Raw genomic sequence first — 21,672 nt, forward strand, 5'->3', positions numbered from 1 at the left:
GGCGGTCCGGGCTGGCGCTGGCGCGCCGGGCGTCAGTGCGGCTTGCCGCCCTCGCGCTCGCCCTCGCGCTCGCGCAGCCAGTCCTCCGTGGTCTTGACCAGGGGGCGCTCGCCGGCGGCGTAGGGGTCCATGCGGCTCTCGGTGGCTTCCACCACGCGGCAATCCTCGCACAGCTCCAGCGCGCGCAGCCGGGCCGGGTCCTGGAACATCCAGTGGCCGGAGGACACCAGCTTGGCCTTCACCCGCGCGATGGAGGACTTCATGCCGAAGGGCTTGGCGCAGCGCAGGCAGGCGGCCGGCTCCTCCTCCTTCACCACCCGCGCCTCGGCGGCCTCGGGGCGCAGGTCCAGGCGGGGCTCCAGGGTGATGACCTGCTCGGGGCAGGTGGCGGCGCACAGGCCGCACTGCACGCAGGCCTCCTCCAGGAAGCGGAGCTGCGGCGTCTCCGGGTTGGCGGAGAAGGCGCCGGTGGGGCAGACCATGGTGCAGGCCAGGCACAGGGTGCAGCCCTCGGTGGCCACCGCGGCGACGCCGAAGGGCGCGCGCTCCGGCATCGGCACCACCGGGCTGCCGCCGGCCGCCGCGTGCAGCGCCTTGAAAGCCTGGCGCATCACCTCGCGCGGGGCGCCCAGGGGCAGGAAGCCGTCCGGCTGCCACTGGGTGCGCAGCGGCCGGGCGGCGCGCAGCTGCTCGCCCAGGGTGAAGGGGTCGTCGGTCTCGATGGCGGCCGCCCGGGCGCCGGCGATGCCGAAGCCGGCCAGGGCGGCCTCCAGGTAGCCCAGGTTGCGGAACACCCCCTCCGCGCCGTGCGGGCGGCGGGCGGGCAGCAGCAGCCGCACCGCCGCCGCGCCCCAGGCGAAGGCGCCGGCCAGCAGCGAGAGGTCGAGCTGCGACACCTCGTTCACCTTCAGCGGCAGCACGCGGGCGGGCAGCCCCTCGCCGTGGCGGGCCAGCGCCTCGATCAGCGCCTCGCCGTGCGCTTCGTCGTGGAACAGCACCACGGGGTCGCGCCCGCCGGCCTGGGCGAAGGCCAGCAGGGCGGCGCGCATCCGCCGGGCCAGGGCGTCGGCCGTGGGCAGGGCGTAGGTGATGGCCCCGGTGGGGCAGACCGCGGCGCAGGCGCCGCAGCCGGCGCAGATTTCCGCCGAGACGAGGACGTGGTCCTTGCCCGAGGGGGTGATGGCGCCGGTCGGGCACAGCTCCAGGCAGCGGGTGCAGCCGGTCTTCCTGTTGCGGGAATGGGCGCACAGCCCTTCCTCCAGCTGCACGAAGCGCGGCTTGTCGAAGGTGCCGACCAGGGCGGAGGCCGCCGCCACCGCGCGGGCCACCGCCGCGGCGTCCCCCGGGGCGGCGCGCAGGTAGCCCTGGCGCAGCTCATGGGTGGGGAACAGCGGCGCGCCGCCCGTCAGGTCGAGGATGAGGTCGCATTCGCTCGCCGCGCCGTCCTTGCCCGGCCCCCAGCGATAGGCGGCGCGGGAGGAAGGGGCGGGGGCGGCGTAGCCGTCCACCATCACCCGGAAGGCGCCCAGGAAGCCGGTGGCGGTGCGCGCCCGGCCCCGCGCCACGGGGAACTCGGCGCGGCGCAGCGGCTCCACCTCCGCCTCGCCCGAGAGCAGCACCGTCACGTCCAGCGTCGCGGCCAGGGCCTTGGCGGCTTCCAGCGCCGTCTCGTCGCGGCCCAGCACCAGGGCCACGCCGCGGCTTTCCAGCGTCACCAGCCTGGTGGGCGGCATCGGCACCGCCGCGCCGGCCAGCAGGGCGGCCATCTTCGGCCCGGCCTCGCGCCCCTCGGAGGACCAGCCGCCATTCTCCCGCACGTTCACGAAGTCCAGCGGGCGGGCGAAGCCGGCCTCCTCCGCCTCCTGCGCGAACAGCGGCGCCTCCTGGGTGCAGGCGACGGTGACGGGCCGCCCCTCGCCCAGGGCGGACAGGAAGCGGTCCAGCTGGGCGCGGCACAGCTGCTCGGCCAGCCGCGCCTCGCCGCCGCAGCCGCGCGCGATGGCCTTGCCGTCGAGGCTCATGGTGTCCTCGCAGGAGCAGACGAAGGCGATTCTCTCGGCGGTCATGGCGGCGTCTTTCTTCCCGGCGGCGTTGCGCGCGCTTATATCCCCCGGCGCAACCGGGAACAGATGGGGGTTCCATCGTGCAGGTCGAAGGGCTTCCGCCGCTGCCCACCGTGTTTTCCCCCCTGCGCCTGCGCGAGGGGGCGGACGCGCTGGACCGCGCCGTGGAACTCGCGCCCGCGAAGGGCGGCGGGCTGCTGTGCTGGGCGGGCTCGCTGGTGCGGGCCGAGGCGGCGCTGGTGCTGGAGCCCGACCGGCCGCTGGGCCCGGCGCGGCTGGCGGTGCTGGCCGCCGCCAACGCCCTCGCCGACGCCATGGCCCCCATGGCCCCGCCCGAGCTGCCGGTGCGCTGGCACTGGCCGCTGACGCTGTCGGTGAATGGCGGCGTGGTGGGCGGCCTGCGCTGGCGGGTGCCGGCCGGCACGGCGGAGGATTCGGTGCCCGAATGGCTGGCCGTGGGCTTCGCGCTGCGCCTGCGCTGGCCCGAGGGCACCGTGACCGGCGAGCGCCCCGGCGAGACGGCCCTGGAGGAGGAAGGCTTCGAGGACGCCACCCCCGCCGGGCTGACCGAGGCCTGGGCCCGCCACCTGATGGCCCACCTGGACGAATGGGGCGCGCGCGGCCACCGCCGCGTCACCGACCGCTTCCTGGCCCGGCTGGCGGATGGCGAGGGCGCCAGGCGCGGCATCATCCCCGACAGCGGCGCCCTGGCCATCGAGCGCGACGGCGCGCGCGAGGTGCGGCCGCTGTGAGCCTGCTGCTGCGCACCCTGCGGCTGGACGCCACGGACACCCTGGTGTTCCCCCTGGCCGCCGCGCCAGGCGAATGGGCGGTGCCCGGCGGCTTCGCCTTCTGGGACGACGCGCCGGGCAGCCTGTCGGGCAAGCGCCAGCAGGCCTTCCGCGCCGGCTTCCTGGGGCTGGGCTCCTTCGGCTGGTCCACCCTGGTGGAGGTGGCGGCCTGCGGCGCGGCGGCGCGCGAGGAGGCCGTGGCCGCGCTGGCGGCCCACATCCGGGCCGCATACGGCGCGCCCGACGACGCCGCGGCGCGGGCGGCGGCGGAGGAGGAGCTGGCCTTCGCCGAATCCCTGTGCGCCGGCCAGGCCCCCGGCACCGTGCTGGCGCTGCACCGCTCCCACGACGAGGCGGGGGCGCAGCGCGAGGCCTTCCGCACCCTGCACCGGCGCGAGGCGCCGCACCGCGACTTCGGCGCCCTTCCGGTGTTCGCCATCGCCGAGGTGACGGAGGAGGAGCCGCAGGACTCCCCCGACCTCGCCGCCCTGCTGAAAGCCCCGCGATGACCCTGTCCCCCGGCGATTTCTGGGTCGCCTCCGGCCATCACCTCTGCGACTGGGACGAGGAGGGGCGGCTGCGCGCCACCCCCGACCTGTGGCGCGCCTTCCTGGCCCGGCCGGAGCTGCTGCCGCCGCCCGAGGCCTGCGACGCCGAGCGCCGCCTGCACGGCGCGCTGCTGGCCGACCCGCTGGCGAAGCTGGACGCCGCCGGCCTGGCCGACCCCGACGCGGTGGAGAACTGGGCCCTGTTCCTGAGCTTCCGGGACAAGGTGATGGCGCAGCCGACGCTGGAGGCCGCCTGGCTGGCGCTGTACCGCGGCGGCGTGCAGGGCGTGCCGCCGCTGTTCCTGCAGATGCTGACGCACCTGGTGGCCCGCGCCGCCATGGAGGGGGAGGGCGACGCCTTCGCCCTGCGCGCGGCGGAGCTGTTCTTCCGCACCCAGCGCGCCGCCGTCACCCAGGGCGCCACCCTGCTGGCGGACGAGGAGGTGGTGGACGCCCGCCACGCCGACGGCGACCTGGGCGCGCTGGGCCGGCTGCTGAGCGAGGCCGGCGCCCCACCGCGCGAGGTGGAGCTGGACGTGCTGAACGAGGCCGGCGCCCCGGGCTACTTCGCGCGCTCCGACGCGCATGACCTGGCGCTGGACATCGCGGAGGACCGCCCCGGCCAGCACGGGCTGGCCCGCGCGCTGGAGCGCTTCATCCGCCACGTGACCGGCGAGGCGGTGAGCATCCGGCCCGTGCCGGTGATCGAGGACGCCAACTGGACCTGGCATGTCGGGCTGGACGCCGAGGCGACGCGCATCGCCAACGCCCTGTGGGACGGCAGGAAGGTGAAGCAGGCGGACCTCGCGCGCATCCTGTGGCTGGGCGTGCTGGAGTTCGCCGACCCCACCCGGGTGCTGCCGCGCGCCAAGGGCCGCCCGGTCTACCTGGCGCTGGCGATGGACGCCGCCCAGCGGGTGCGGATGAAGCCGCAGAACCTGCCGCTGAACCTGCCGCTGACCGAGCGGGAGAAGGCCGCATGATCCCGCCGGAGCTGACCCTTCCCGTCGCGGTGCTGGTGGAGTCGCGCCCCGGCGCGACGGTCTGGCAGGACCGGGTGTGGCGCCCGCTGTCCGTGCAGGAGGAGGCGCCGCCGGTGCCCGCCTGGACCAAGCTGCGCGAGGAGGAGGGGCGCGAGACCTGGTTCGCCGGCGAGGCGACGCTGACCCTGCACCGCACCGACACCCCCAACTACCGCGACAACCTGGCCGCCGCCGCGCCGCGCCTGTGGGTGCTGCTGCGCCCGGCCGGGGAGGGGGTGGAGCTGGCCGGCGCCACGGTGGACCCCGGCGAGGCCGAGATCTGGACCGAAGGCCCCCGCGACATCCTGGAGGCGCTGCCGATGCCGGCGGGCATCCGCGCCCTGCTGGAAGCCTTCGTGGCCGAGCACCATGTCGAGCAGGTGTTCCACAAGCGCAAGCGCGACCGCCTGGACCCGGAGGCGCTGAGCCGGCGTTCCCGCGCATGAGCGGCTTCCTGTCCCGCTGGAGCCAGCGCAAGCTGGCGGAGAAGGAGGCGCCGCCGGAGCCGGAGGCCCCACCGCCGCCCGAAACGGCCGCGACGCCGGCCCCCGCCCCGGAGGCCCCGCCCGCCCCGCTGGCCGACGCCCCGCTGGCCGAGGCCCCGCCGTCGCCGGCCGAGGCCGAGCCGGAGTTCGACCTGGCCAGCCTGCCGCCGCTGGACACGCTGCACGCCGGCAGCGACTTCACCCTGTTCCTGCGCAAGGGCGTGCCGGAGGGGCTGCGCCAGGCGGCGCTGCGCCGCGCCTGGGTGGCCGACCCGCTGATCCGCGACCACGTCTCGCCGCTGGACTACGCCTGGGACTTCAACAGCCCGGGCGGCCTGCCCGGCGGCTTCGCCCACACGCTGGGCGAGGTGGGGGAGCGGCTGGAGGCGCTGATCCGCCAAGCGGTGGGCGAGCGCCCGCCCGAGGAGCCAGGGCCAGCCGGCACCGAGCCAACGGACCCCGCGCCGGAGGACCCGCCGCTGCTGGTGGCGGAAGCCCCGCCGCCCGAGTCCGCCGCGGAGCCGGAGCCGGTGCCGGAAGAACCGCCGGAGCCCCAGCCGACCCGGCGCCATGGCGGCGCCCTACCCGTTTGAGATTGCGTCGCAATTGCAGATAAGCCGTTGAAATCCTTGAAGGTTTCCTGTCCGTCATCTTGACGGAGTGCAAGATTTCTGCATAACCTTACGCATGGGTCGGGAATTGCCAGGAAAGCAGCCTTCGGGCGCAGGCTTGGATGATGCCATTGCCGCCGCGGGCGGGATGGAGGGGTTCCAGGCTGCCCTCGGCGTGGCCCGGCGCACGGTGTTCCTGTGGAAGCAATCCGGCATCCCGGCCGAGCGCGTGCCGGAGATCGAGGCCGCCACCGGCGTTTCCCGCCACCGCCTGCGCCCTGATCTGTGGCCCGAGGCCGCCAGCGTCGCGCTGGACCCGGTCACCGAGGGGCGGGCCAACCTGTATGCGCTGCTGGGCCACCTGCTGGGCGGCGTGCCCGACGCGGCAATGCTGCGCCGCCTGGCGGCCCTGCCGGGCGACGCCACCCCGGTCGGCGCCGCGCTGGGCGCCCTGGCCGCCGCCGCCCGCGCCGCCACGCCCGATGCGCTGGAGCGCGAGCACCACGACCTGTTCATCGGCGTGGGACGCGGCGAGCTGCTGCCCTTCGCCTCCTACTACCTGACCGGCTTCCTCCATGAGCGGCCGCTGGCCGAGCTGCGGGCCGATCTGGCGAAGCTGGGCCTGTCGCGCGCCGAGGGCGTGCACGAGCCGGAGGACCACATCGCCTTCATCTGCGAGGCGATGGCCCGGCTGCTGCGCGCCGGCGAGGCCGCGGAGGCGGAGCGCCTGCTGGCCCGCCACCTGAAGCCGTGGGCGGGCCGTTTCTTCACCGACCTGGAAGGGGCCAAGGCGGCGGTGTTCCACCGCGCCGTGGGCCGGCTGGGCCGGGAATTCCTGGATGTGGAGCTGGCGGCTGCCGAGCTGCCGGCCTGAGCTTTCGAGAGGGTGAACGCCATGTCGAACGAGAACGACACCGCCAGCCGGCGCCGCGGCTTCCTGAAGACGCTGGGCTTCGGCACCGCCGCGGCCGCCGCGGCGACGACGCCGGCCCTGGCGGCCAGCCCGCGCGCCGACGCCGTGCCGGCGCGCGACGCCCGCAAGGAGGACGCCCAGGCCCGCACCGCCACCCGCTACAAGGCGGACAGCGCGCATGTGCAGGCCTTCTACCGCACCAACCGCTACGAGCAGTAAGGGGACCGCGCCGATGCTCATCAAGCGCTCCGATGGCCGCGCCGCGCGCCAGCGCCTCGCCGCCGCCTATGCCGGCCTCTCCTCCGGCGGGCTGGACCGCCGCGCCTTCCTGAAGAATGCCGGCCTGGCCGGCGCGGGCGTGGCCGCCCTGGCCGGCATCGCGCCGCGCATGGCCGATGCCCAGCACATGCGCGTGGGCGCCGCGGGCGGCGTGGCGGACGTCTCGCGCCCGATCCAGCGCATCAAGAACATCTGCACCCACTGCTCCGTCGGCTGCACCGTCACCGCCGAGGTGCAGAACGGCGTGTGGGTGGGGCAGGAGCCCTCCTGGGAATCGCCCATCAACCGCGGCACCCACTGCGCCAAGGGCGCGAGCGTGCGCGAGCTGGTGCACGGCGACCGGCGCATCAAGTACCCGATGAAGCTGGTGGGCGGCCGCTGGCAGCGCATCTCCTGGGACGTGGCGATGACGGAGATCGCCGACCGGATGATGGACATCCGCCAGCGCTCCGGCGCCGATTCGGTGTTCTGGCTGGGCTCGGCCAAGTTCTCCAACGAGGGCGCCTACCTGTACCGCAAGATGGCGGCCTTCTGGGGCACCAACTCGGTGGACCACCAGGCGCGCATCTGCCACTCCACCACGGTGGCGGGCGTCGCCAACACCTGGGGCTACGGCGCGCAGACCAACTCCTACAACGACATCCGCAACGCCCGGACCATGATCATCATGGGCGGCAACCCGGCGGAGGCGCACCCGGTCTCGCTCCAGCACGTGCTATCGGGCAAGGAGGCCAACCGCGCCAACCTGATCGTCATCGACCCGCGCTTCACCCGCACCGCGGCCCACGCCACCGACTACGTGCGCATCCGCCCCGGCACGGACATCCCCGTGATCTGGGGCATGCTGTGGCACATCTTCCAGAACGGCTGGGAGGACAAGGACTTCATCCGCCAGCGCGTGCACGGCATGGACCAGATCCGCGCCGAGGTCGCGAAGTGGACCCCGGCCGAGGTGGAGCGCGTGTCCGGCGTGCCGGAGGCGCAGCTCAAGCGCGTGGCGCAGATCTTCGCCACCCAGAAGCCCTCCACGCTGATCTGGTGCATGGGCGCCACGCAGAAGACGGTGGGCACGGCCAACGTGCGCGCCTACTGCATCCTGCTGCTGGCCACGGGCAATGTCGGCGCCGACGGCACCGGGGCCAACATCTTCCGCGGCCACTGCAACGTGCAGGGCGCCTCCGACTTCGGCCTCGATGTCGCCACCCTGCCGGCCTACTACGGCATCGACGAGACGGCGTGGCGGCACTGGAGCCGCGTCTGGAACGTGAGCTTCGAATCCATGCGCGCGCGCTTCGACACGCCGCAGATGATGCACACGCCCGGCATCCCCACCACGCGCTACATGGACGCCATCCTGCTGCCGCGCGACCAGGTGCAGCAGCGTGACAACACCAAGGGCATGCTGGTGTTCGGCCACGGCGCCAACACCGTGACCCGCATGCCCGAGGCGCAGAAGGCGCTGGAGGCGCTGGAGCTGCTGGTGGTGGCCGACCCGCACCCCACCACCTTCGCCGCCCTGCCCAACCGGCGCGAGAACACCTACCTGCTGCCCATCGCGACGCAGTTCGAGTGCTCGGGATCGCGCACCTCCTCCAACCGCTCCATCCAGTGGGGCGAGAAGATCGTGGACCCGATCTTCGAGAGCCGCACCGACTACCGCGTCATGTACGACCTGTCCCGCGCGATGGACGCCGCGGCGCAGCGCCGCAACATGACCATCCGCTTCACCGAGGACCTGTTCCGCCCCTACCAGATCGTGAACGGGGAGCCGACGGCCGAGAGCATCCTGCGCGAGATCAACCGCGGCGCCTGGGGCTCGGGCTACACGGGCGTGAGCCCGGAGCGGCTGAAGCTGCACATGCAGCACCAGGACAAGTTCGACCTGGTGACGCTGCGCGCCAAGCCCGACGCCCCGGCCGAGATCCGCGGCGACTACTACGGCCTGCCCTGGCCGTGCTGGGGCACGCCGGAGCAGCGCCACCCGGGCTGCCACATCCTGTACAACACCAACCTGCACGTGAAGGAGGGCGGCGGCACCTTCCGCGCCCGCTTTGGCGTGGAGCGCGAGGGCCAGACCCTGCTGGCCGAGGGCTCCTTCTCCCGCGGGTCGGACATCCGCGACGGCTACCCCGAGTTCACCGTGGCGGTGCTCAAGCGCCTGGGCTGGTTCGACGAGCTGACGGCGGCCGAGAAGGCGGAGATCACCGAGGCCGGGCGCCACTACGGCGGCGAGGACCGCGTGAGCTGGATGACCGACCTGTCGGGCGGCATCATCCGCGTGGCGCTGGAGCACGGCTGCTCGCCCTTCGGCAACGCCAAGGCGCGCGCCGTGGCCTGGAACCTGCCGGACCCGGTGCCGGTGCACCGCGAGCCCATCTACACCCCGCGCACCGACCTGCTGGCCCAGTACCCGACCCTGCCCGACCGGCGCGGCTTCCGCGTGCCGCACCTGGGCCAGTCGGTGCAGGCGCGGTCCAACCAGGTGTCGCGCGACTTCCCGATCATCCTCACCTCCGGCCGCCTGGTGGAGTACGAGGGCGGCGGCGAGGAGACGCGCTCCAACAAGTGGCTGGCCGAGCTGCAGCAGGACATGTTCGTGGAGATCAACCCGGCCGACGCCGCCGCCCGCGGCATCCGCGACGGCGGCTGGGTCTGGGTCTCCGGGCCGGAGAACAGCGCCCGCACCCGCGTCAAGGCGCTGGTGACGGAGCGCGTCGGCCAGGGCGTGGCCTTCATGCCCTTCCACTTCGCCGGCTGGTTCATGGGCGAGGACCAGCGGAGCAAGTACCCGCAGGGCACCGACCCCATCGTGCTGGGCGAATCGGTGAACGCGGTGACCACCTACGGGTATGACCCGGTGACCTTCATGCAGGAAACCAAGGTCACCCTCTGCCAGATCCGCGCGGCGTAAGGAGAGACCACCATGGCCCGCATGAAGTTCCTCTGCGACGCCGAGCGCTGCATCGAGTGCAACGCCTGCGTCACCGCCTGCAAGAACGAGCACGAGGTGCCCTGGGGCATCAACCGCCGGCGCGTCGTCACCATCAACGACGGCAAGCCGGGCGAGCGCTCCATCTCCATGGCGTGCATGCACTGCACGGACGCGCCCTGCGCCGCGGTGTGCCCGACCTCGTGCTTCTACACGACGGCGGACGCCATCGTGCTGCACGACAAGGACACCTGCATCGGCTGCGGCTACTGCTTCTACGCCTGCCCGTTCGGCGCGCCGCAGTACCCGCGCGTCGGCAACTTCGGCGGCCGCGGCAAGATGGACAAGTGCACCTACTGCGCCGGCGGCCCGCAGGCCGATGGCTCGGCGGCGGAGTACATCCAGTACGGCTCCAACCGCATCGCCGAGGGCAAGCTGCCGCTCTGCGCCGAGATGTGCTCCACCAAGGCGCTGCTGGCCGGCGACGGCGACATGATCGCGCAGATCTACCGCGAGCGCGTGCAGCGCCGCGGCTACGGCTCCGGCGCCTGGGGCTGGCGCACCGCCTACCGCCAGACGGTGGGGGCGTGATGCGCCGCCTCCTCCTCGCGCTCGCGCTGCTGGCGCCGCTCTCGGCGGCGGCGCAGCAGGCGGTGCCGCCTTCCCCGGCCATGCCGGCGCCGACCGGCCAGCCCAATCCGGGCCGGCCGGACGTGCAGGGCGGCGTGCCCGAGATGGGCGCCGGCCGCGGGCCGATGCCCGGCGGCAACCCGCCCACCACGACGGAGCGCGCCCCGCCCACCGGCGAGGCCACCGCGCCGGTGCCGCGCGCCGCGGCCCCCACCCCGGTGGCGCCCATCCCGGCGCCGCCGCCCTTCACCGACCGCAACCTGCCCGACGCGGAGGAGATGGAGCTGCAGCGCATCCTCCAGGGCGGTCGCATCGAGGGGCGCGTCTCCATCCCCGACCAGCGCTCGGCCAACCTGGTGCAGCCGCAGGGCCGCGAGTGGCGCGAGTTCCACAACGTGACGCTGGCCTGGATCGGCGGCATCGCGGTGGGCGGCATGCTGCTGGTGCTGGCGGCCTTCTTCCTGGGCCGCGGGCGCATCCGCATGGAGCACGGCTATGCCGGGCGCACCATCCAGCGCTTCAACCTGCTGGAGCGCGCCAACCACTGGATGGTCGCCACCTCCTTCATCATCCTCGGCCTGTCGGGGCTGAACCTCACCTTCGGGCGGCACATCCTGCTGCCGGTGATCGGGCCCTACGCCTTCGCCAGCGTCAGCAGCTGGGGCAAGGTCGCACACAACTTCCTGGCCTTCCCCTTCACCCTGGGCCTCGTGCTGATGCTGCTGCTGTGGGTGAAGGACAACATCCCCAACCGCCGCGACATCGAGTGGTTCAAGATGGGTGGCGGACTCATCGGCAAGGGGCACCCGCAGGCGGGGCGCTTCAACGCCGGGCAGAAGGTGGTGTTCTGGATCACGGTGCTGGGCGGCGCGCTGGTGGCGGTGTCCGGCTACTTCCTGATCTTCCCCTTCTGGGGCGGCACCAGCGTCAACGACATGCAGCTGGCGCACATCGTGCACAGCGCCCTGTCGGTGCTGATGATCGCGGCGATGCTGGCGCACATCTACATCGGCTCGATCGGCATGGAAGGGGCGTTCGACGCCATGGGCTCCGGCCAGGTGGACCTCAACTGGGCCAAAGAGCACCACGCCCTGTGGGTGGAGGAGGAGATGGCCAAGGCGCGCCAGGCCGTCGTCCCGCCCGGGGCGCGCCCCGCCGGCGACTGACACGGAAGGGGGCCTGCGGGCCCCCTTTCCTTTTGCCGCCCCCCGCCCCTAATGGCAGCCATGCGGATCATCGGCCTGGCGGGATGGAGCGGCGCGGGCAAGACCACGCTGCTGACCCGGATCATCCCCGTCCTCGTCGCGCGCGGCGTGCGGGTCGCCACGCTGAAGCACGCCCACCACGCCTTCGACGTGGACCAGCCGGGCAAGGACAGCCACACCCACCGGCAGGCCGGCGCCGCGCAGGTGCTGGTGGCCTCCGCCGCGCGCTGGGTGTTGATGACGGAGCTGCGCGGGGCGCCGGAGCCCGGGCTGCGCGACCTGCTGGCCCGGCTGGACCCCGCCGACCTGGTGCTGGTGGAAGGCTTCAAGCGCGAAGCGCACGCCAAGATCGAGGTGCACCGCGCCGCCAACGGCAAGGGCTGGCTGCACGAAGGGGACCCGCGCATCCTGGCGGTGGCCAGCGACGTGCCGCCGCCCCCCGGCGCGCCGCCCCACCTGCCGCTGGACGATGCGCCCGCCATCGCCGACGCCGCGCTGCGCCTGGCGGAGCCGTTCTGAGGTGGCCCAGCTCTCCGACGACTGCTTCGCCTTCGGCGGCGCGCTGCTGCCGGTGGAGCAGGCACAGGCGCTGATCCTGGCGCGGGTGGCGCCGCTGGGCGGCGAGGAGGCGGTGGCGCTGCCCGCCGCGCGCGGCCGGGTGCTGGCGCGGCCGCTGCGGGCGCGCACGCCGCTGCCGCCCTTCTTCAACGCCGCGGTGGACGGCTACGCCTTCCGCCACGCCGACCTGCGCCCCGGCGAGGAAACGCCGCTGCCGCTGGAAGGGCGCGTGCCGGCCGGCGCGGCGGCGGCGCCGCTGCGCCCCGGCACCGCCGCGCGCATCTTCACCGGCGCCCCCATGCCCGCCGGCGCCGACACGGTGCTGATGCAGGAGGACGCGCGCACCGAAGGCGCGACGCTGTGGGTGCCGCCCGGCCTGAAGCCCGGCGCCAATGCCCGCCCGGCCGGCGAGGACGTCCCGGCCGGCGCCGAGGCGCTGCCCGAGGGCACACGGCTGCGCGCGCCGGAGATTGGCCTGGCCGCGGCGCTGGGCTTCGCCACGCTGCCGGTGCGGCCGCTGCTGCGGGTGGGCGTGTTCTCCACCGGGGATGAGCTGGCCTCGCCCGGGGCGGCGCTGGGGCCGGCGCAGACGCATGACAGCAACCGCTTCACCCTGATGGCGCTGCTGGCCGGCCTGCCCTGCACGGTGACCGACCTGGGCATCCTGCCGGATGACCGCGCCCGCACTGCCGCGGCGCTGCGCGACGCCGCGGCGGGCCAGGACCTGCTGCTGACCAGCGGCGGCGTCTCGACCGGGGAGGAGGACCACGTCCGCGCCGCCATCGAGGGCGCCGGGCGGCTGGTGTTCTGGCGGCTGGGCATCAAGCCCGGGCGCCCGGCGGCGATGGGCGTGATCGGCGGGACGCCGATGGTGGGGCTGCCGGGCAACCCGGTGGCCGCCGTGGTCACCTTCCTGCACTTGGCGCGGCCGTTGATTTTGCGTCTCGGAGGCGCGCAGCAGGAAAACCTGCGGCGATACCGCGCCGTGGCCGGCTTCGATTACCGCAAGAAGGCCGGGCGGCGCGAATACGTGCGCGTCACCTTGTCTTCCGGCGAAGATGGCCTGCGGGCGGAAAAATTCCCGCGCGAGGGCGCGGGGCTGCTGTCCTCCCTCACCCTGTCCCACGCCTTCGCCGAGCTGCCGGAGGACGCCACGCGGGTTGCGCCCGGCGACGGCATCGCCATCCTGCCCTTCGAAGGATTGTTCTGAGGGAGGAAGACGATGGCGGTGCGGGTGGAAGCCAACGGGGCGGTGCGCGTGCTGCGCCTGGACCGGCCGGAAAAGAAGAACGCCCTGACCCAGGCGATGTACGCCGCGCTGTCCGCCGGGCTGGACGCGGCCGAGGCCGACCCGGCGGTGCGCGTGGCCGTGCTGGCCGGCGGCGCCGACTTCACCGCCGGCAACGACCTGGCGGACTTCGCCGGCGGCCGCGGCGAGGGCCCCTCGGAGGCGTTCCGCTTCCTGCAGGCGCTGCGGCGCTTCGGCAAGCCGCTGGTGGCGGCGGTGCGCGGCCACGCGGTGGGCATCGGCACCACGCTGCTGCTGCATTGCGACGCCGCGGTGGCGGCGGAGGAGGCCCGCCTGCTGATGCCCTTCACCCGGCTGGGGCTGGTGCCGGAGGGCGGCTCCTCCCTGCTGCTGGCCCGGCGCGTCGGCGCGGCGCGGGCGCGCTGGTGGCTGATGGCCGCCGCGCCCATCGCGGGGCGCGAGGCCGCCGAGGCCGGGCTGGTGACGCGCGCCGTGCCCGACGCGGAGGTGGAGGAAACGGCGATGGCCATGGCCGAGGCGCTGGCCGCCCTGCCGCCCGAGGCGCTGCGCGAGACCAAGCGCCTGCTGCGCGCCCCGGACGAGGCGGCGCTGGACGCCGCGATGGAGGCCGAGTTCAGCGCCTTCTCCGCCCGGCTGAACAGCGAGGAGGCGCAGGCGATCTTCCGCGCCTTCCTCAGCCGGAAGGGGTGATCACCACGCGGCCGGCGGAGCGGCGGGAGGCGACCTCCTCCATCGCCTCGCGGAACTGCGCCAGGCCGTAGTGGGCGTGCACCATGGGGCGCAGGTGTCCCTCCGCCCACCAGCCGGCCAGCTGCCCCCACAGGGCGCGCACGCGCGGCGCGTGCCCCTGTCGCCCGTCGCCCGGCGACCAGCCGATGTAGGTGCCCCAGTTCAGCCCGGCGACGGCGATGTTCTTCAGCAGCAGGATGTTGGCCGGCACGGCGGGGATGCCGCCCTCCACGTAGCCCAGCGTCACCAGCGTGCCGCCATCGCCCAGGCAGCGCAGCGACTCGTCGAAGCTGCCGCCGCCCAGCACGTCCAGCACGCATTGCACCCCGCCGGTGGCCGCGCGCACCGCCTCGCGGAAGGGCAGGGCGCTGTCCAGCACCACCTCGGCGCCGCGCGCGTGCAGCAGGGCATGCTTGGCCAGGGCGGCGCGGGCGACGACGCGGCAGCCCAGCGCCTTCGCCACCTCCACCCCCGCCAGCCCGACGCCGCCGGCCGCGCCGTGCACCAGCACCCAGTCGCCCGGCCTCACCCGCCCGCGCCACATCAGCGCCGCCGCCGCGGTGGGGTAGGAGATGGCCATGGCCACGCCCGCCAGAGGGTCCGCCACGCCCTCGGGGATGGGCATGCAATGGATGGCGTCGCACACCGCCTCCTCGGCCAGGCCGCCCCAGTCCAGCGCGGCGAACACGCGCGTCCCGGCGGGGATGGGGCCTTCCAGCACCGTGCCCACCACCTCGGTGCCCGGCGAGAAGGGCAGGGGCGGCCGGCGCTGGTACTTGCCCTGCACCACCAGCTGCGCGGCGAAGGAAACGCCCACCGCCTCCACCCGCAGCCGCACCTGGCCGGGGCCGGGCCGCGGGGGCGGCACCTCGCGCAGCTCCATCTCCGCCCAGGGGCGCCAGGATTCGCAGACCACCGCCTTCATGCGCGCAACGCTCCCTTGCCGGGGCCGAGCAATGCCAGGGCCACCAGCGCCAAGGTCCAGAAGGCCGGGTATTCCCAGCCGCCATTGGGGTAGGTGTACAGCCAGCCATTGGGGAACTGGTGCCAGGTGATGCCGGCCATCAGCACCGCCAGGGCCGGCGCCACCAGCCGCACCCGCCAGCCCAGCAGCAGCAGGAGCCCGCCCAGGCTCTCGGCGCCGATCACCGCCCAGCCGAACCACCCCGGGTAGCCCTGCGACACGAACCACGGGATCACGTGCCCCGGCCCGGCCTGCACCAGCTTCCACAGCACGCCATGGGCCAGGAACATCACCCCCATCGCCAACCGCAGCAGGGTGGCGGCCCAGGCGGCGCCGTCCGTCATTCGCCCTTGATCCCCGCCTCGCGCACCAGCCGGCCCCAGCGGTCGGACTCCGCCTGCACGAAGCGGGCGAACCCGGCGGGCGGCGGCACGGTGCGGATGGCGCCCATCGCCGCCAGCCGCGCGGCGTGCTCCGGCTGGGCCAGCCCGGCGGCCAGCGCCGCCTGCATCCGCCCCGCCGCCGCCGCCGGCAGGCCGCGCGGTCCCCACAGCCCGTACCAGGTGGTGATCTCGTAGCCCGGGACCCCGGCCTCGCTCACCGTCGGCCAGTCCGGGTGCTCCGGCAGGCGCTGGGCGGTGGTGACGGCCAGCGCCCGCAGCCGCCCCTCGCGGATGTGGCCGGCGCTGCTGGCCAGGCTGTCGAACATCACGTTCACCCGGTCGGCCAGCAAATCCGTCAGCGCGGGGCCGGAGCCGCGATAGGGCACGTGCGTCAGCTCGACCCGGCCCAGCAGCTTGAACAGCTCGCCCGCCAGGTGCGGCGCGCCGCCGATGGAGGAGGAGGCGTAGGTCAGCGGCCGCTGGCGCGCCGCCGCCAGCAGGGCGGCGACGTCGCGGATGGGCGAGGCGGCGGGCACCACCACCACCAGCGGCACCTTGGCCAGCTCCGTCACCGGGGTGAAGTCGGCCAGCGCGTCGAAGGGCTGCGGCTGCAGGTGCGGCACGATGACGTGGGCGGAGGCGTTGACCAGGAAGGTGGTGCCATCGGGCGCGGCCCGCGCCACCTCGCCGGCGCCGATGGCGCCTGAGGCGCCGGCGCGGTTCTCCACCACCGCCGGCACCGGCGGCGCACCCTCGCCGGCGCGTCCGCCCGCCAGGGCGGCGGCCGACCCTTCGCTGGCGCGTCCGCTCGCCAAGGCGGCGGCCGCGACGCGCCCCACCAGGTCGGTCGGCCCGCCGGGCGGGTAGGGCACAACGAAGCGGATGGGACGGCTAGGCCATTCGGTGCCCGCGGCCGCCCCCTGCGCCCGCGCCGGCAGGGGCAGGGCCAGCGGCAGCAGCAGCGCCGCGCGTCGCGTCGGTCGCATGGACATCCCTCCGTTTCGCGGCAGGATAGGGGGGAGGAAAGGGACACGTCCATGCCAGGACCCTATGCGGGCCTCTTCGTGCTGGATGCCGCGCAGGGCATCGCCGGGCCGCTCTGCGGCATGCTGCTGGCGCAGGGCGGCGCGCGGGTGGTGAAGCTGGAGCCGCCCAAGGGCGACTGGTCGCGCGGGCTGACGGCGCGCGAGGGCACGCACAGCGTCATGCACACCGCCTTCAACCGCGGCAAGGATTCCGTGGTGCTGGACCTGGGCACCCCGGAAGGCCAGGCCCAGGCCGCCCGGCTGGCGGCGCGGGCCGACGTGCTGCTGGAGGCCTTCCGCCCCGGCGTGGCCGCGCGCATCGGCCTGGGGCCGGAGGCGGCGAAGGCGGATGCCGTCTGCGTCTCGGTGTCGGGCTTCGGGCAGGCGGGGCCGCTGCGGGAACGGCCCTGCACGGATGGCGTGGCGCAGGCCTTCGCCGGCATCGCCGCCTGCAACCTGGGCGCGGACGGCATCCCGCACCGCCTGCCCACCCTGCCGGTGGACATCTTCACCGGCATGTCCGCCTTTGCCGCCTGCCAGTCCGCCCTGGCCGAGCAGGCGCGCGACCGGCGGGAAGGCGCGCCGCCGCGGCGGCGGCACCTGGACGTGTCGCTGATCGCCGGGGCGGCGCAGCTGCTGGCGGTGCCGCTGGCGGAATCCGGCCTGCTGGGCCGCCTGCCCGGGGAGCTGAACGTGCCCGCCGGCACCTACCAAGGCAGCTGCGGCGGCTGGTTCATGCTGGCCCTGGTGCGCGAGGAGGAGTGGCAGGCCTTCTGCCGCGCCGTCGGCCGCCCCGGATGGCTGGAGGATCCGCGCTTCGCCCGCTTCGCCGACCGCGCGGCGCACAAGCCGGCGCTGATGGCGGAGCTGCGCCCGCACCTGGCCAGCCGCCCGGCCGCCGAGTGGGTGGCGCTGCTGCAGGGAGCGCGCCTGCTGGCCGACCGGGTGAACACCCCGCTGGACTTCCTGGCGGAGCCCCAGGTGGAGGCGACGGGCATCGCCCCGCGCATGCGCCAGCCCGGCCTGGGCGAGCTGCCGGTGCCGGCCATGCCCGGCCTGGGCGCCTGGACCGCCCCCGCCCCGGCCCTGGGCGAGCACACGGCGGGGGTGATGGCGGAATTCGCGCTGGCGGAGGGGCGGCCCGGCGGCGCATAAGGGGGCGATGTCCCGTTCCCCCCGCAATCCCTACGCCTGGTTCGCCGAGGCCGGCTGGGTCTTCATGGCGCACAGCACGCAGATGATGCTGAACCCCCTGGGCGCCGCCGCGCGCCTGACCGCGCTGGGCGCCGAGAAGCAGGCCGCCTTCGCCGAGGGCGCGGTGAAGGCCGGCCTGGCGGCGATGACCGGCGCCAGCCCGGAGAAGGTGGCCGCCGCCGCCATGGCCCCGGCGCGCCGCGCCGTGCGCGCCAACGCCCGCAAGATCAGGAAGGGCTGACGCCCCGCGGCCGGTGCCCGGACACCGCCGCCCCCGCCCCGCGCGGCAGCGCCAGGAAGCCCGGCACCGCGCACAGCACCACCAGCGCCGCCGCCACGAAGGCCGCGGTGAAGTCCGCCGGAGCCAGGGCGGCGCCGCCGCGCCAGTGGCGCGCCGCCTCCAGGCTGGCGGTGGCCAGCACCACCGCCACCGCGCCGGGCATCTGCTGCGCCATGCCGTAGAAGCCGGTGCCGGCCGACAGCTTCTCCTTCGGCAAGTCGGCGAAGGCCAGGGTGTTCAGCGCCGTGAAGTTGAGGGAGCGCGACAGCCCGCCCAGCGCCAGCACCGCGAACATGGCCGCCACCGGCCAGGCCGGGGTGAACAGCGCCCCCGCCGCCACGCCCAGCGCCGCCAGCACCGTGTTGGCCGCCAGCGCGGTGCGGAAGCCCAGGCGGCGCAGCAGGGGCCGCGCCAGCGGCTTCATGGCGAAGGCGCCCAGCGCGGTGGCGAAGGTGACGAAGCCGCTTTCCGTGGCGCCCCAGCCGAAGCCCACCTGCAGCAGCATCGGCACCAGGAAGGGCACCGCCCCCGCCCCGGTGCGGAACAGCGAGCCCGCCAGGGTGGCGGCGCGGAAGCCGGGCTCGCGCAGCAGGGCCAGCTCCAGCGCCGGGCGGGACGCGCGGCGCAGGTGGCGCAGCGCCAGCGCGCCCAGCGCCAGCCCGGCCAGCAGCAGCGCCTCGGGCCACCAGGGCGGCAGCACGCCGCGCCCCACCGTCTCCAGCCCCGCCATGAAGGCGGCCAGGGCGCCGCCCAGCAGCAGCAGGCCCTTGATGTCCGGCGGGCCGGGGTCCCGCCGCTCGGAGGGGGGGATCTTCCAGGCCACCAGCGCCAGGCCCAGCAGCGCCACCGGCACGTTGATGAAGAACACGGAGCGCCAGCCCAGCAGGTCGGTCAGCAGCCCGCCCAGCGGCGGGCCGGAGATGGGGCCCAGCATGGCCGGCATGGTCAGCCAGGTCATCGCCGTCAGCATCTCCTCCTTGCGGATGGAGGAGAGCAGCAGCAGCCGGCCCACCGGCACCATCATCGCCCCGCCCAGCCCCTGCGCCACCCGCCACAGCACCAGCTCGCCCAGCCCGTCCGACAGGCCGCACAGGGCGGAGGAGGCGCCGAAGATGGCGATGGCCAGCAGGAACACCCGCTTGGCGCCGAAGCGGTCGGCGATGAAGCCGGACAGCGGGATGAACACCGTCAGCGCCACCAGGTAGGCGGTGATGGCCACGCCCAGCCGGGCCGGGTCCTCGCCCAGGTCGCGCGCCATGGCGGGCAGCGCCGTCACCACCGCCGAGCTGTCGAGGTTCTGCATGAACAGGGCGGAGGCCACGATGGCGGCGGTGGCGCGCGTGCTGGGCATGGCGGCGAGCCTAGCGCCGCGCCCGCCGCGCCGTCAGGGCGCGCGGCGTTACGTCGTTGCAAGGCGCGGCGTTTCCGGGCAAGCGCCGCCGCATGATCCTGCTGACCCCCGGCCCCGTGCAGACCCACCCCGACGTGCGCGCGGCGATGGACGCCGACGTGGCGCCCTGGAACGCCGGCTTCCGCCCGGTGTACGAGCGCATCCGCCGCCGCCTGCTGGCCATCGGCGGCGGGGTGGAGGGCACCCACGCCGCCCTGCCGCTGCAAGGCGCCGGCCACATGCTGCTGGAGGCGGCGCTGCGCACCTTCCTGCCCGAAGGCGGGACGGTGCTGGTGCCGGTGAACGGGGAATACGCCCGCCGCCTGGCCCGGCTGGCGCGCGAGAGCGGCCGCGAGGTGGTGGAGCTGCCGCTGCCCGACACCCGCGGCGCCCGGGCCGACGAGGTGGCGGCCGCGCTGGCCGCGCACCCCCAGGCGACCCACCTCGCCCTGGTGCAGAGCGAGACCGGCAGCGGCATCGTCAACGACCCCGCCGCCATCGGCGCCGCCGTGCGCGCGGCCGGGCGGCGCATGATCGTGGATTGCGTGTCGGCCTTCGGGGCGCTGCCGCTGGACCTGGCGGCGATGCCCGAGGTGGACGCGGCCTGCTTCACCTCCAACAAGTGCCTGGAGGGCGTGCCGGGCTTCGGCTTCGCCCTGGCGCGGCTGGACCGGCTGGCGGCCTGCGAGGGCAACGCGCGGTCGTGGTCGCTGGACCTGTGCGACGTGTGGCGCCACACGGAGGCGAATGGCTGGGGCTCGCTGCGCTTCACCGGGCCGGTGCAGGCGCTGCTGGCGCTGGACGTGGCGCTGGAGCGCCTCGCCGCCGAGGGCGGGCGCGCCGCCCGGCTGGCGCGCTACGCCGCCAGCGCCGCGCGGCTGCACCGCGGCGTGGCGGCGCTGGGGGTGCGGCCCTACCTGGACGAGGCCGAGCAGGGGCCGGTCGTCGTCACCTTCCACCAGCCGCCGGGGCTGGATTTCGACGCCTTCCTGCAGGCGCTGGCGCGGCACGGGCTGACCATCAGCGCCTACTGGACCACGGAGGCGCCGACCTTCCGCGTCGGCGCCATCGGCTGCGTCGGCCCGGCGGAGATGGAAGGCGCCATCGCCGCCATCGGCGCCGCCCTGCGGGAGCTGGGGCTGGCCCGCGCGGCGTGACGGGGCCGCGCCGGGGCGCTCAGGCGGCCTCGGCGCGCATCAGCACCCCGGCCACCTCCTCGCCCTTCTCCGTGCGCAGCGCGGCCTCCTGCTGGGCGGTCACCCGCAGCCCGGCCGCCTCGGCCAGGGCGGCGGCGTGGGCGGGGGCGTGGCGGAAGCGCAGCCCGCCATGCAGCGCCACCGGGGCCTCGCCCTTCTCCAGGCTCCAGGCGGCCACGCCGCCGCCCTTCAGCGCGGCGCGGATGGCGGCGAAGGCCGGGGCCAGGTCACCCAGGTAGTTCAGCACGTCCGCCGCCGCCACGGCGTCGAAGGCCGCGGCGCGCCGGGGCAGGAACTCCAGCAGGTCGCCCTCGTGCAGGGCGTCGTAGTGGCCGGTGGCGCGGGCGCGGGCCAGCATGCGCGGCGACAGGTCCAGCCCTTCCAGCCGCGCGGCCAGCGGGCGCAGCGCCGCGCCGGACAGGCCGGTGCCGCAGCCCAGGTCCAGCAGGCGGGCGAAGGGGCCGGGGCCCAGCAGCGCCGCCAGCAGGGCGGGGGTGCGGTAGGCCAGCGCCCCGGTCAGCTCGGCGTCGAAGCGCGGGGCGAAGGCGTCGAACAGGTCGCGCACGTAGGCGGCGGGGGCGCGGTCGGGGGCCTCGCCGTCCAGCGCGGCCAGCAGGAAGCGGGCATGCCCGGCCAGCGGGCCGGTCACCCGGGCGGCGGCGGCGCGGGCCTCCTCCGTCGCGCCGGCCTCCTTCGCGGCGTGGGCGAGGGACAGCAGGACCTCCGGCGCCGGGGCCAGGCGGGCGGCCTCGCGCAGGGCGGGCAGGGCATCGGCGGGGCGGCCGGCGGCGGTCAGCGCCTGGCCGAAGTTGCGCAGGCTCACCACGTCGTCCGGGCGCAGGCGCAGCGTGCGCTCCAGCACCGCCAGCGCGGGGCCCAGCTGCCCGGCCTCGGCCAGGGCGGCGCCCTGGTTGGCCAGGAACACCGGGCTGTCCGGCGCCTGGGCCACCGCCTTCGCGGCCAGTTCCAGCGCCGTGTCCAGGTCGCCGCGCATCCGCGCCGCCACCCCCAGCAGGTTCAGCGCGTCCGGGTGGTGCGGGGCCAGGCGCAGGGCGCGGCGGTAGTGGCTCTCGGCCCCGTCCAGGTCGCCGGCGCGGTGGCGCTCGGCACCGCGGCGGATGAGGTCTTCGGCGGTGATGGTCATGGCCCGGGGGGTATGGCGAAGCCCGCCGGTTGACGCCAGGGGGAGGGACGGCGATAGCCCGCG

General features: G+C 75.3%; 22 protein-coding genes. 16 read left to right on the forward strand and 6 right to left on the reverse strand.

Translation table 11 applies throughout. The annotated features are described in order from the left end of the window. Window positions 1–32: 32 nt before the first annotated feature. Entirely contained in the window at window positions 33–2,066 is a 2,034-nt protein-coding gene (locus tag ACI6QG_RS15390) for a 4Fe-4S dicluster domain-containing protein (protein WP_407025464.1), read from the reverse strand. Between the two features lie 77 nt (window positions 2,067–2,143). On the opposite strand from ACI6QG_RS15390, the gene ACI6QG_RS15395 reads away from it, so the two are divergent. The 13 genes from ACI6QG_RS15395 (at window position 2,144) to ACI6QG_RS15455 (ending at window position 13,994) form a co-directional block, all read left to right on the forward strand. Then, window positions 2,144–2,815 (forward strand): biotin/lipoate--protein ligase family protein, encoded by a 672-nt coding sequence (locus ACI6QG_RS15395; protein WP_407025465.1) that lies wholly within the window; start codon window positions 2,144–2,146, stop codon window positions 2,813–2,815. Next, window positions 2,812–3,363: a DUF6505 family protein gene (locus ACI6QG_RS15400; protein ID WP_407025466.1), complete on the forward strand. Its 552-nt coding sequence runs from the start codon at window positions 2,812–2,814 to the stop codon at window positions 3,361–3,363. Before ACI6QG_RS15395 ends, ACI6QG_RS15400 begins: the two co-directional genes overlap by 4 nt. Next, complete coding sequence (locus ACI6QG_RS15405) at window positions 3,360–4,385, forward strand: DUF6352 family protein (RefSeq protein WP_407025467.1); 1,026 nt, start codon at window positions 3,360–3,362, stop codon at window positions 4,383–4,385. The genes ACI6QG_RS15400 and ACI6QG_RS15405 overlap by 4 nt, the downstream gene beginning before the upstream one ends. After that, complete coding sequence (locus ACI6QG_RS15410) at window positions 4,382–4,870, forward strand: DUF3305 domain-containing protein (protein ID WP_407025468.1); 489 nt, start codon at window positions 4,382–4,384, stop codon at window positions 4,868–4,870. Before ACI6QG_RS15405 ends, ACI6QG_RS15410 begins: the two co-directional genes overlap by 4 nt. After that, complete coding sequence (locus ACI6QG_RS15415; RefSeq protein WP_407025469.1) at window positions 4,867–5,502, forward strand: DUF3306 domain-containing protein; 636 nt, start codon at window positions 4,867–4,869, stop codon at window positions 5,500–5,502. The genes ACI6QG_RS15410 and ACI6QG_RS15415 overlap by 4 nt, the downstream gene beginning before the upstream one ends. A gap of 136 nt (window positions 5,503–5,638) precedes the next feature. Further along, window positions 5,639–6,394, forward strand: coding sequence for a molecular chaperone TorD family protein (locus ACI6QG_RS15420; RefSeq protein WP_407025470.1), 756 nt, complete (start codon window positions 5,639–5,641; stop codon window positions 6,392–6,394). Window positions 6,395–6,415: 21 nt separating this feature from the next. Next, on the forward strand, window positions 6,416–6,652 hold the full coding sequence (locus tag ACI6QG_RS15425) for a twin-arginine translocation signal domain-containing protein (protein ID WP_407025471.1): 237 nt from the start codon (window positions 6,416–6,418) through the stop codon (window positions 6,650–6,652). Window positions 6,653–6,665: 13 nt separating this feature from the next. Beyond that, complete coding sequence (locus ACI6QG_RS15430) at window positions 6,666–9,623, forward strand: formate dehydrogenase subunit alpha (RefSeq protein ID WP_407025472.1); 2,958 nt, start codon at window positions 6,666–6,668, stop codon at window positions 9,621–9,623. 12 nt (window positions 9,624–9,635) lie between these two features. After that, window positions 9,636–10,232: a formate dehydrogenase FDH3 subunit beta gene (gene fdh3B, locus ACI6QG_RS15435; RefSeq protein ID WP_407025473.1), complete on the forward strand. Its 597-nt coding sequence runs from the start codon at window positions 9,636–9,638 to the stop codon at window positions 10,230–10,232. Then, a complete protein-coding gene (locus ACI6QG_RS15440; RefSeq protein ID WP_407025474.1) occupies window positions 10,232–11,437 on the forward strand; it encodes a formate dehydrogenase subunit gamma in 1,206 nt (401 codons plus the stop codon). Before fdh3B ends, ACI6QG_RS15440 begins: the two co-directional genes overlap by 1 nt. Window positions 11,438–11,497: 60 nt before the next feature. Beyond that, entirely contained in the window at window positions 11,498–11,995 is a 498-nt protein-coding gene (mobB, locus tag ACI6QG_RS15445; protein ID WP_407025475.1) for a molybdopterin-guanine dinucleotide biosynthesis protein B, read from the forward strand. A gap of 1 nt (window position 11,996) precedes the next feature. Then, complete coding sequence (locus ACI6QG_RS15450; RefSeq protein ID WP_407025476.1) at window positions 11,997–13,244, forward strand: molybdopterin molybdotransferase MoeA; 1,248 nt, start codon at window positions 11,997–11,999, stop codon at window positions 13,242–13,244. Between the two features lie 12 nt (window positions 13,245–13,256). Continuing rightward, the gene (locus ACI6QG_RS15455) at window positions 13,257–13,994 is read left to right on the forward strand and encodes an enoyl-CoA hydratase-related protein (protein WP_407025477.1); all 738 of its coding nucleotides are present in this window, start codon (window positions 13,257–13,259) and stop codon (window positions 13,992–13,994) included. Here ACI6QG_RS15455 and ACI6QG_RS15460 read toward each other — a convergent pair. The 3 genes from ACI6QG_RS15460 to ACI6QG_RS15470 are packed head-to-tail and all read right to left on the reverse strand — an operon-like array spanning window position 13,978 to window position 16,366. Next, complete coding sequence (locus tag ACI6QG_RS15460; protein WP_407025478.1) at window positions 13,978–14,958, reverse strand: NADPH:quinone oxidoreductase family protein; 981 nt, start codon at window positions 14,956–14,958, stop codon at window positions 13,978–13,980. The two genes, ACI6QG_RS15455 and ACI6QG_RS15460, sit on opposite strands and share 17 nt — an antisense overlap. Next, window positions 14,955–15,341 carry a DoxX family protein gene (locus tag ACI6QG_RS15465; protein WP_407025479.1) on the reverse strand — a complete coding sequence of 129 codons (387 nt, stop codon included), beginning with the start codon at window positions 15,339–15,341 and terminating at the stop codon, window positions 14,955–14,957. Before ACI6QG_RS15465 ends, ACI6QG_RS15460 begins: the two co-directional genes overlap by 4 nt. After that, entirely contained in the window at window positions 15,338–16,366 is a 1,029-nt protein-coding gene (locus ACI6QG_RS15470; RefSeq protein WP_407025480.1) for a tripartite tricarboxylate transporter substrate-binding protein, read from the reverse strand. The genes ACI6QG_RS15465 and ACI6QG_RS15470 overlap by 4 nt, the downstream gene beginning before the upstream one ends. Before the next feature lie 51 nt (window positions 16,367–16,417). Here ACI6QG_RS15470 and ACI6QG_RS15475 point away from each other — a divergent pair, with 51 nt between their 5' ends. Together ACI6QG_RS15475 and ACI6QG_RS15480 are read left to right on the forward strand one after the other, a co-directional pair. Beyond that, on the forward strand, window positions 16,418–17,560 hold the full coding sequence (locus tag ACI6QG_RS15475) for a CaiB/BaiF CoA transferase family protein (protein ID WP_407025481.1): 1,143 nt from the start codon (window positions 16,418–16,420) through the stop codon (window positions 17,558–17,560). Between the two features lie 7 nt (window positions 17,561–17,567). Further along, window positions 17,568–17,840: a hypothetical protein gene (locus tag ACI6QG_RS15480; protein ID WP_407025482.1), complete on the forward strand. Its 273-nt coding sequence runs from the start codon at window positions 17,568–17,570 to the stop codon at window positions 17,838–17,840. Here the strand turns inward: ACI6QG_RS15480 and ACI6QG_RS15485 are convergent. Beyond that, window positions 17,827–19,230, reverse strand: coding sequence for an MFS transporter (locus tag ACI6QG_RS15485; protein ID WP_407025483.1), 1,404 nt, complete (start codon window positions 19,228–19,230; stop codon window positions 17,827–17,829). The genes ACI6QG_RS15480 and ACI6QG_RS15485 overlap by 14 nt on opposite strands. A gap of 92 nt (window positions 19,231–19,322) precedes the next feature. On the opposite strand from ACI6QG_RS15485, the gene ACI6QG_RS15490 reads away from it, so the two are divergent. Beyond that, window positions 19,323–20,426 carry a 2-aminoethylphosphonate--pyruvate transaminase gene (locus tag ACI6QG_RS15490; protein ID WP_407025484.1) on the forward strand — a complete coding sequence of 368 codons (1,104 nt, stop codon included), beginning with the start codon at window positions 19,323–19,325 and terminating at the stop codon, window positions 20,424–20,426. A 19-nt stretch (window positions 20,427–20,445) separates the two neighbouring features. Here the strand turns inward: ACI6QG_RS15490 and ACI6QG_RS15495 are convergent, their stop codons facing one another. Then, a complete protein-coding gene (locus ACI6QG_RS15495; protein ID WP_407025485.1) occupies window positions 20,446–21,609 on the reverse strand; it encodes a methyltransferase domain-containing protein in 1,164 nt (387 codons plus the stop codon). Window positions 21,610–21,672 lie beyond the last annotated feature (63 nt).

It is taken from the genome of Sabulicella flocculans (genome assembly GCF_045449635.1).
Classification (GTDB): domain Bacteria; phylum Pseudomonadota; class Alphaproteobacteria; order Acetobacterales; family Acetobacteraceae; genus Roseococcus.

Excerpts from the sequence above, each read along its gene's own strand:
- ACI6QG_RS15390 (WP_407025464.1), bottom strand. The coding sequence starts at position 2,066 with ATGACCGCCGAGAGAATCGCCTTCGTCTGCTCCTGCGAGGACACCATG.
- ACI6QG_RS15405 (WP_407025467.1), top strand. The coding sequence starts at position 3,360 with ATGACCCTGTCCCCCGGCGATTTCTGGGTCGCCTCCGGCCATCACCTC.
- ACI6QG_RS15410 (WP_407025468.1), top strand. The coding sequence starts at position 4,382 with ATGATCCCGCCGGAGCTGACCCTTCCCGTCGCGGTGCTGGTGGAGTCG.
- ACI6QG_RS15415 (WP_407025469.1), top strand. The coding sequence starts at position 4,867 with ATGAGCGGCTTCCTGTCCCGCTGGAGCCAGCGCAAGCTGGCGGAGAAG.
- ACI6QG_RS15425 (WP_407025471.1), top strand. The coding sequence starts at position 6,416 with ATGTCGAACGAGAACGACACCGCCAGCCGGCGCCGCGGCTTCCTGAAG.
- ACI6QG_RS15430 (WP_407025472.1), top strand. The coding sequence starts at position 6,666 with ATGCTCATCAAGCGCTCCGATGGCCGCGCCGCGCGCCAGCGCCTCGCC.
- fdh3B (WP_407025473.1), top strand. The coding sequence starts at position 9,636 with ATGGCCCGCATGAAGTTCCTCTGCGACGCCGAGCGCTGCATCGAGTGC.
- ACI6QG_RS15440 (WP_407025474.1), top strand. The coding sequence starts at position 10,232 with ATGCGCCGCCTCCTCCTCGCGCTCGCGCTGCTGGCGCCGCTCTCGGCG.
- mobB (WP_407025475.1), top strand. The coding sequence starts at position 11,498 with ATGCGGATCATCGGCCTGGCGGGATGGAGCGGCGCGGGCAAGACCACG.
- ACI6QG_RS15455 (WP_407025477.1), top strand. The coding sequence starts at position 13,257 with ATGGCGGTGCGGGTGGAAGCCAACGGGGCGGTGCGCGTGCTGCGCCTG.
- ACI6QG_RS15460 (WP_407025478.1), bottom strand. The coding sequence starts at position 14,958 with ATGAAGGCGGTGGTCTGCGAATCCTGGCGCCCCTGGGCGGAGATGGAG.
- ACI6QG_RS15465 (WP_407025479.1), bottom strand. The coding sequence starts at position 15,341 with ATGACGGACGGCGCCGCCTGGGCCGCCACCCTGCTGCGGTTGGCGATG.
- ACI6QG_RS15470 (WP_407025480.1), bottom strand. The coding sequence starts at position 16,366 with ATGCGACCGACGCGACGCGCGGCGCTGCTGCTGCCGCTGGCCCTGCCC.
- ACI6QG_RS15475 (WP_407025481.1), top strand. The coding sequence starts at position 16,418 with ATGCCAGGACCCTATGCGGGCCTCTTCGTGCTGGATGCCGCGCAGGGC.
- ACI6QG_RS15480 (WP_407025482.1), top strand. The coding sequence starts at position 17,568 with ATGTCCCGTTCCCCCCGCAATCCCTACGCCTGGTTCGCCGAGGCCGGC.
- ACI6QG_RS15485 (WP_407025483.1), bottom strand. The coding sequence starts at position 19,230 with ATGCCCAGCACGCGCGCCACCGCCGCCATCGTGGCCTCCGCCCTGTTC.
- ACI6QG_RS15490 (WP_407025484.1), top strand. The coding sequence starts at position 19,323 with ATGATCCTGCTGACCCCCGGCCCCGTGCAGACCCACCCCGACGTGCGC.
- ACI6QG_RS15495 (WP_407025485.1), bottom strand. The coding sequence starts at position 21,609 with ATGACCATCACCGCCGAAGACCTCATCCGCCGCGGTGCCGAGCGCCAC.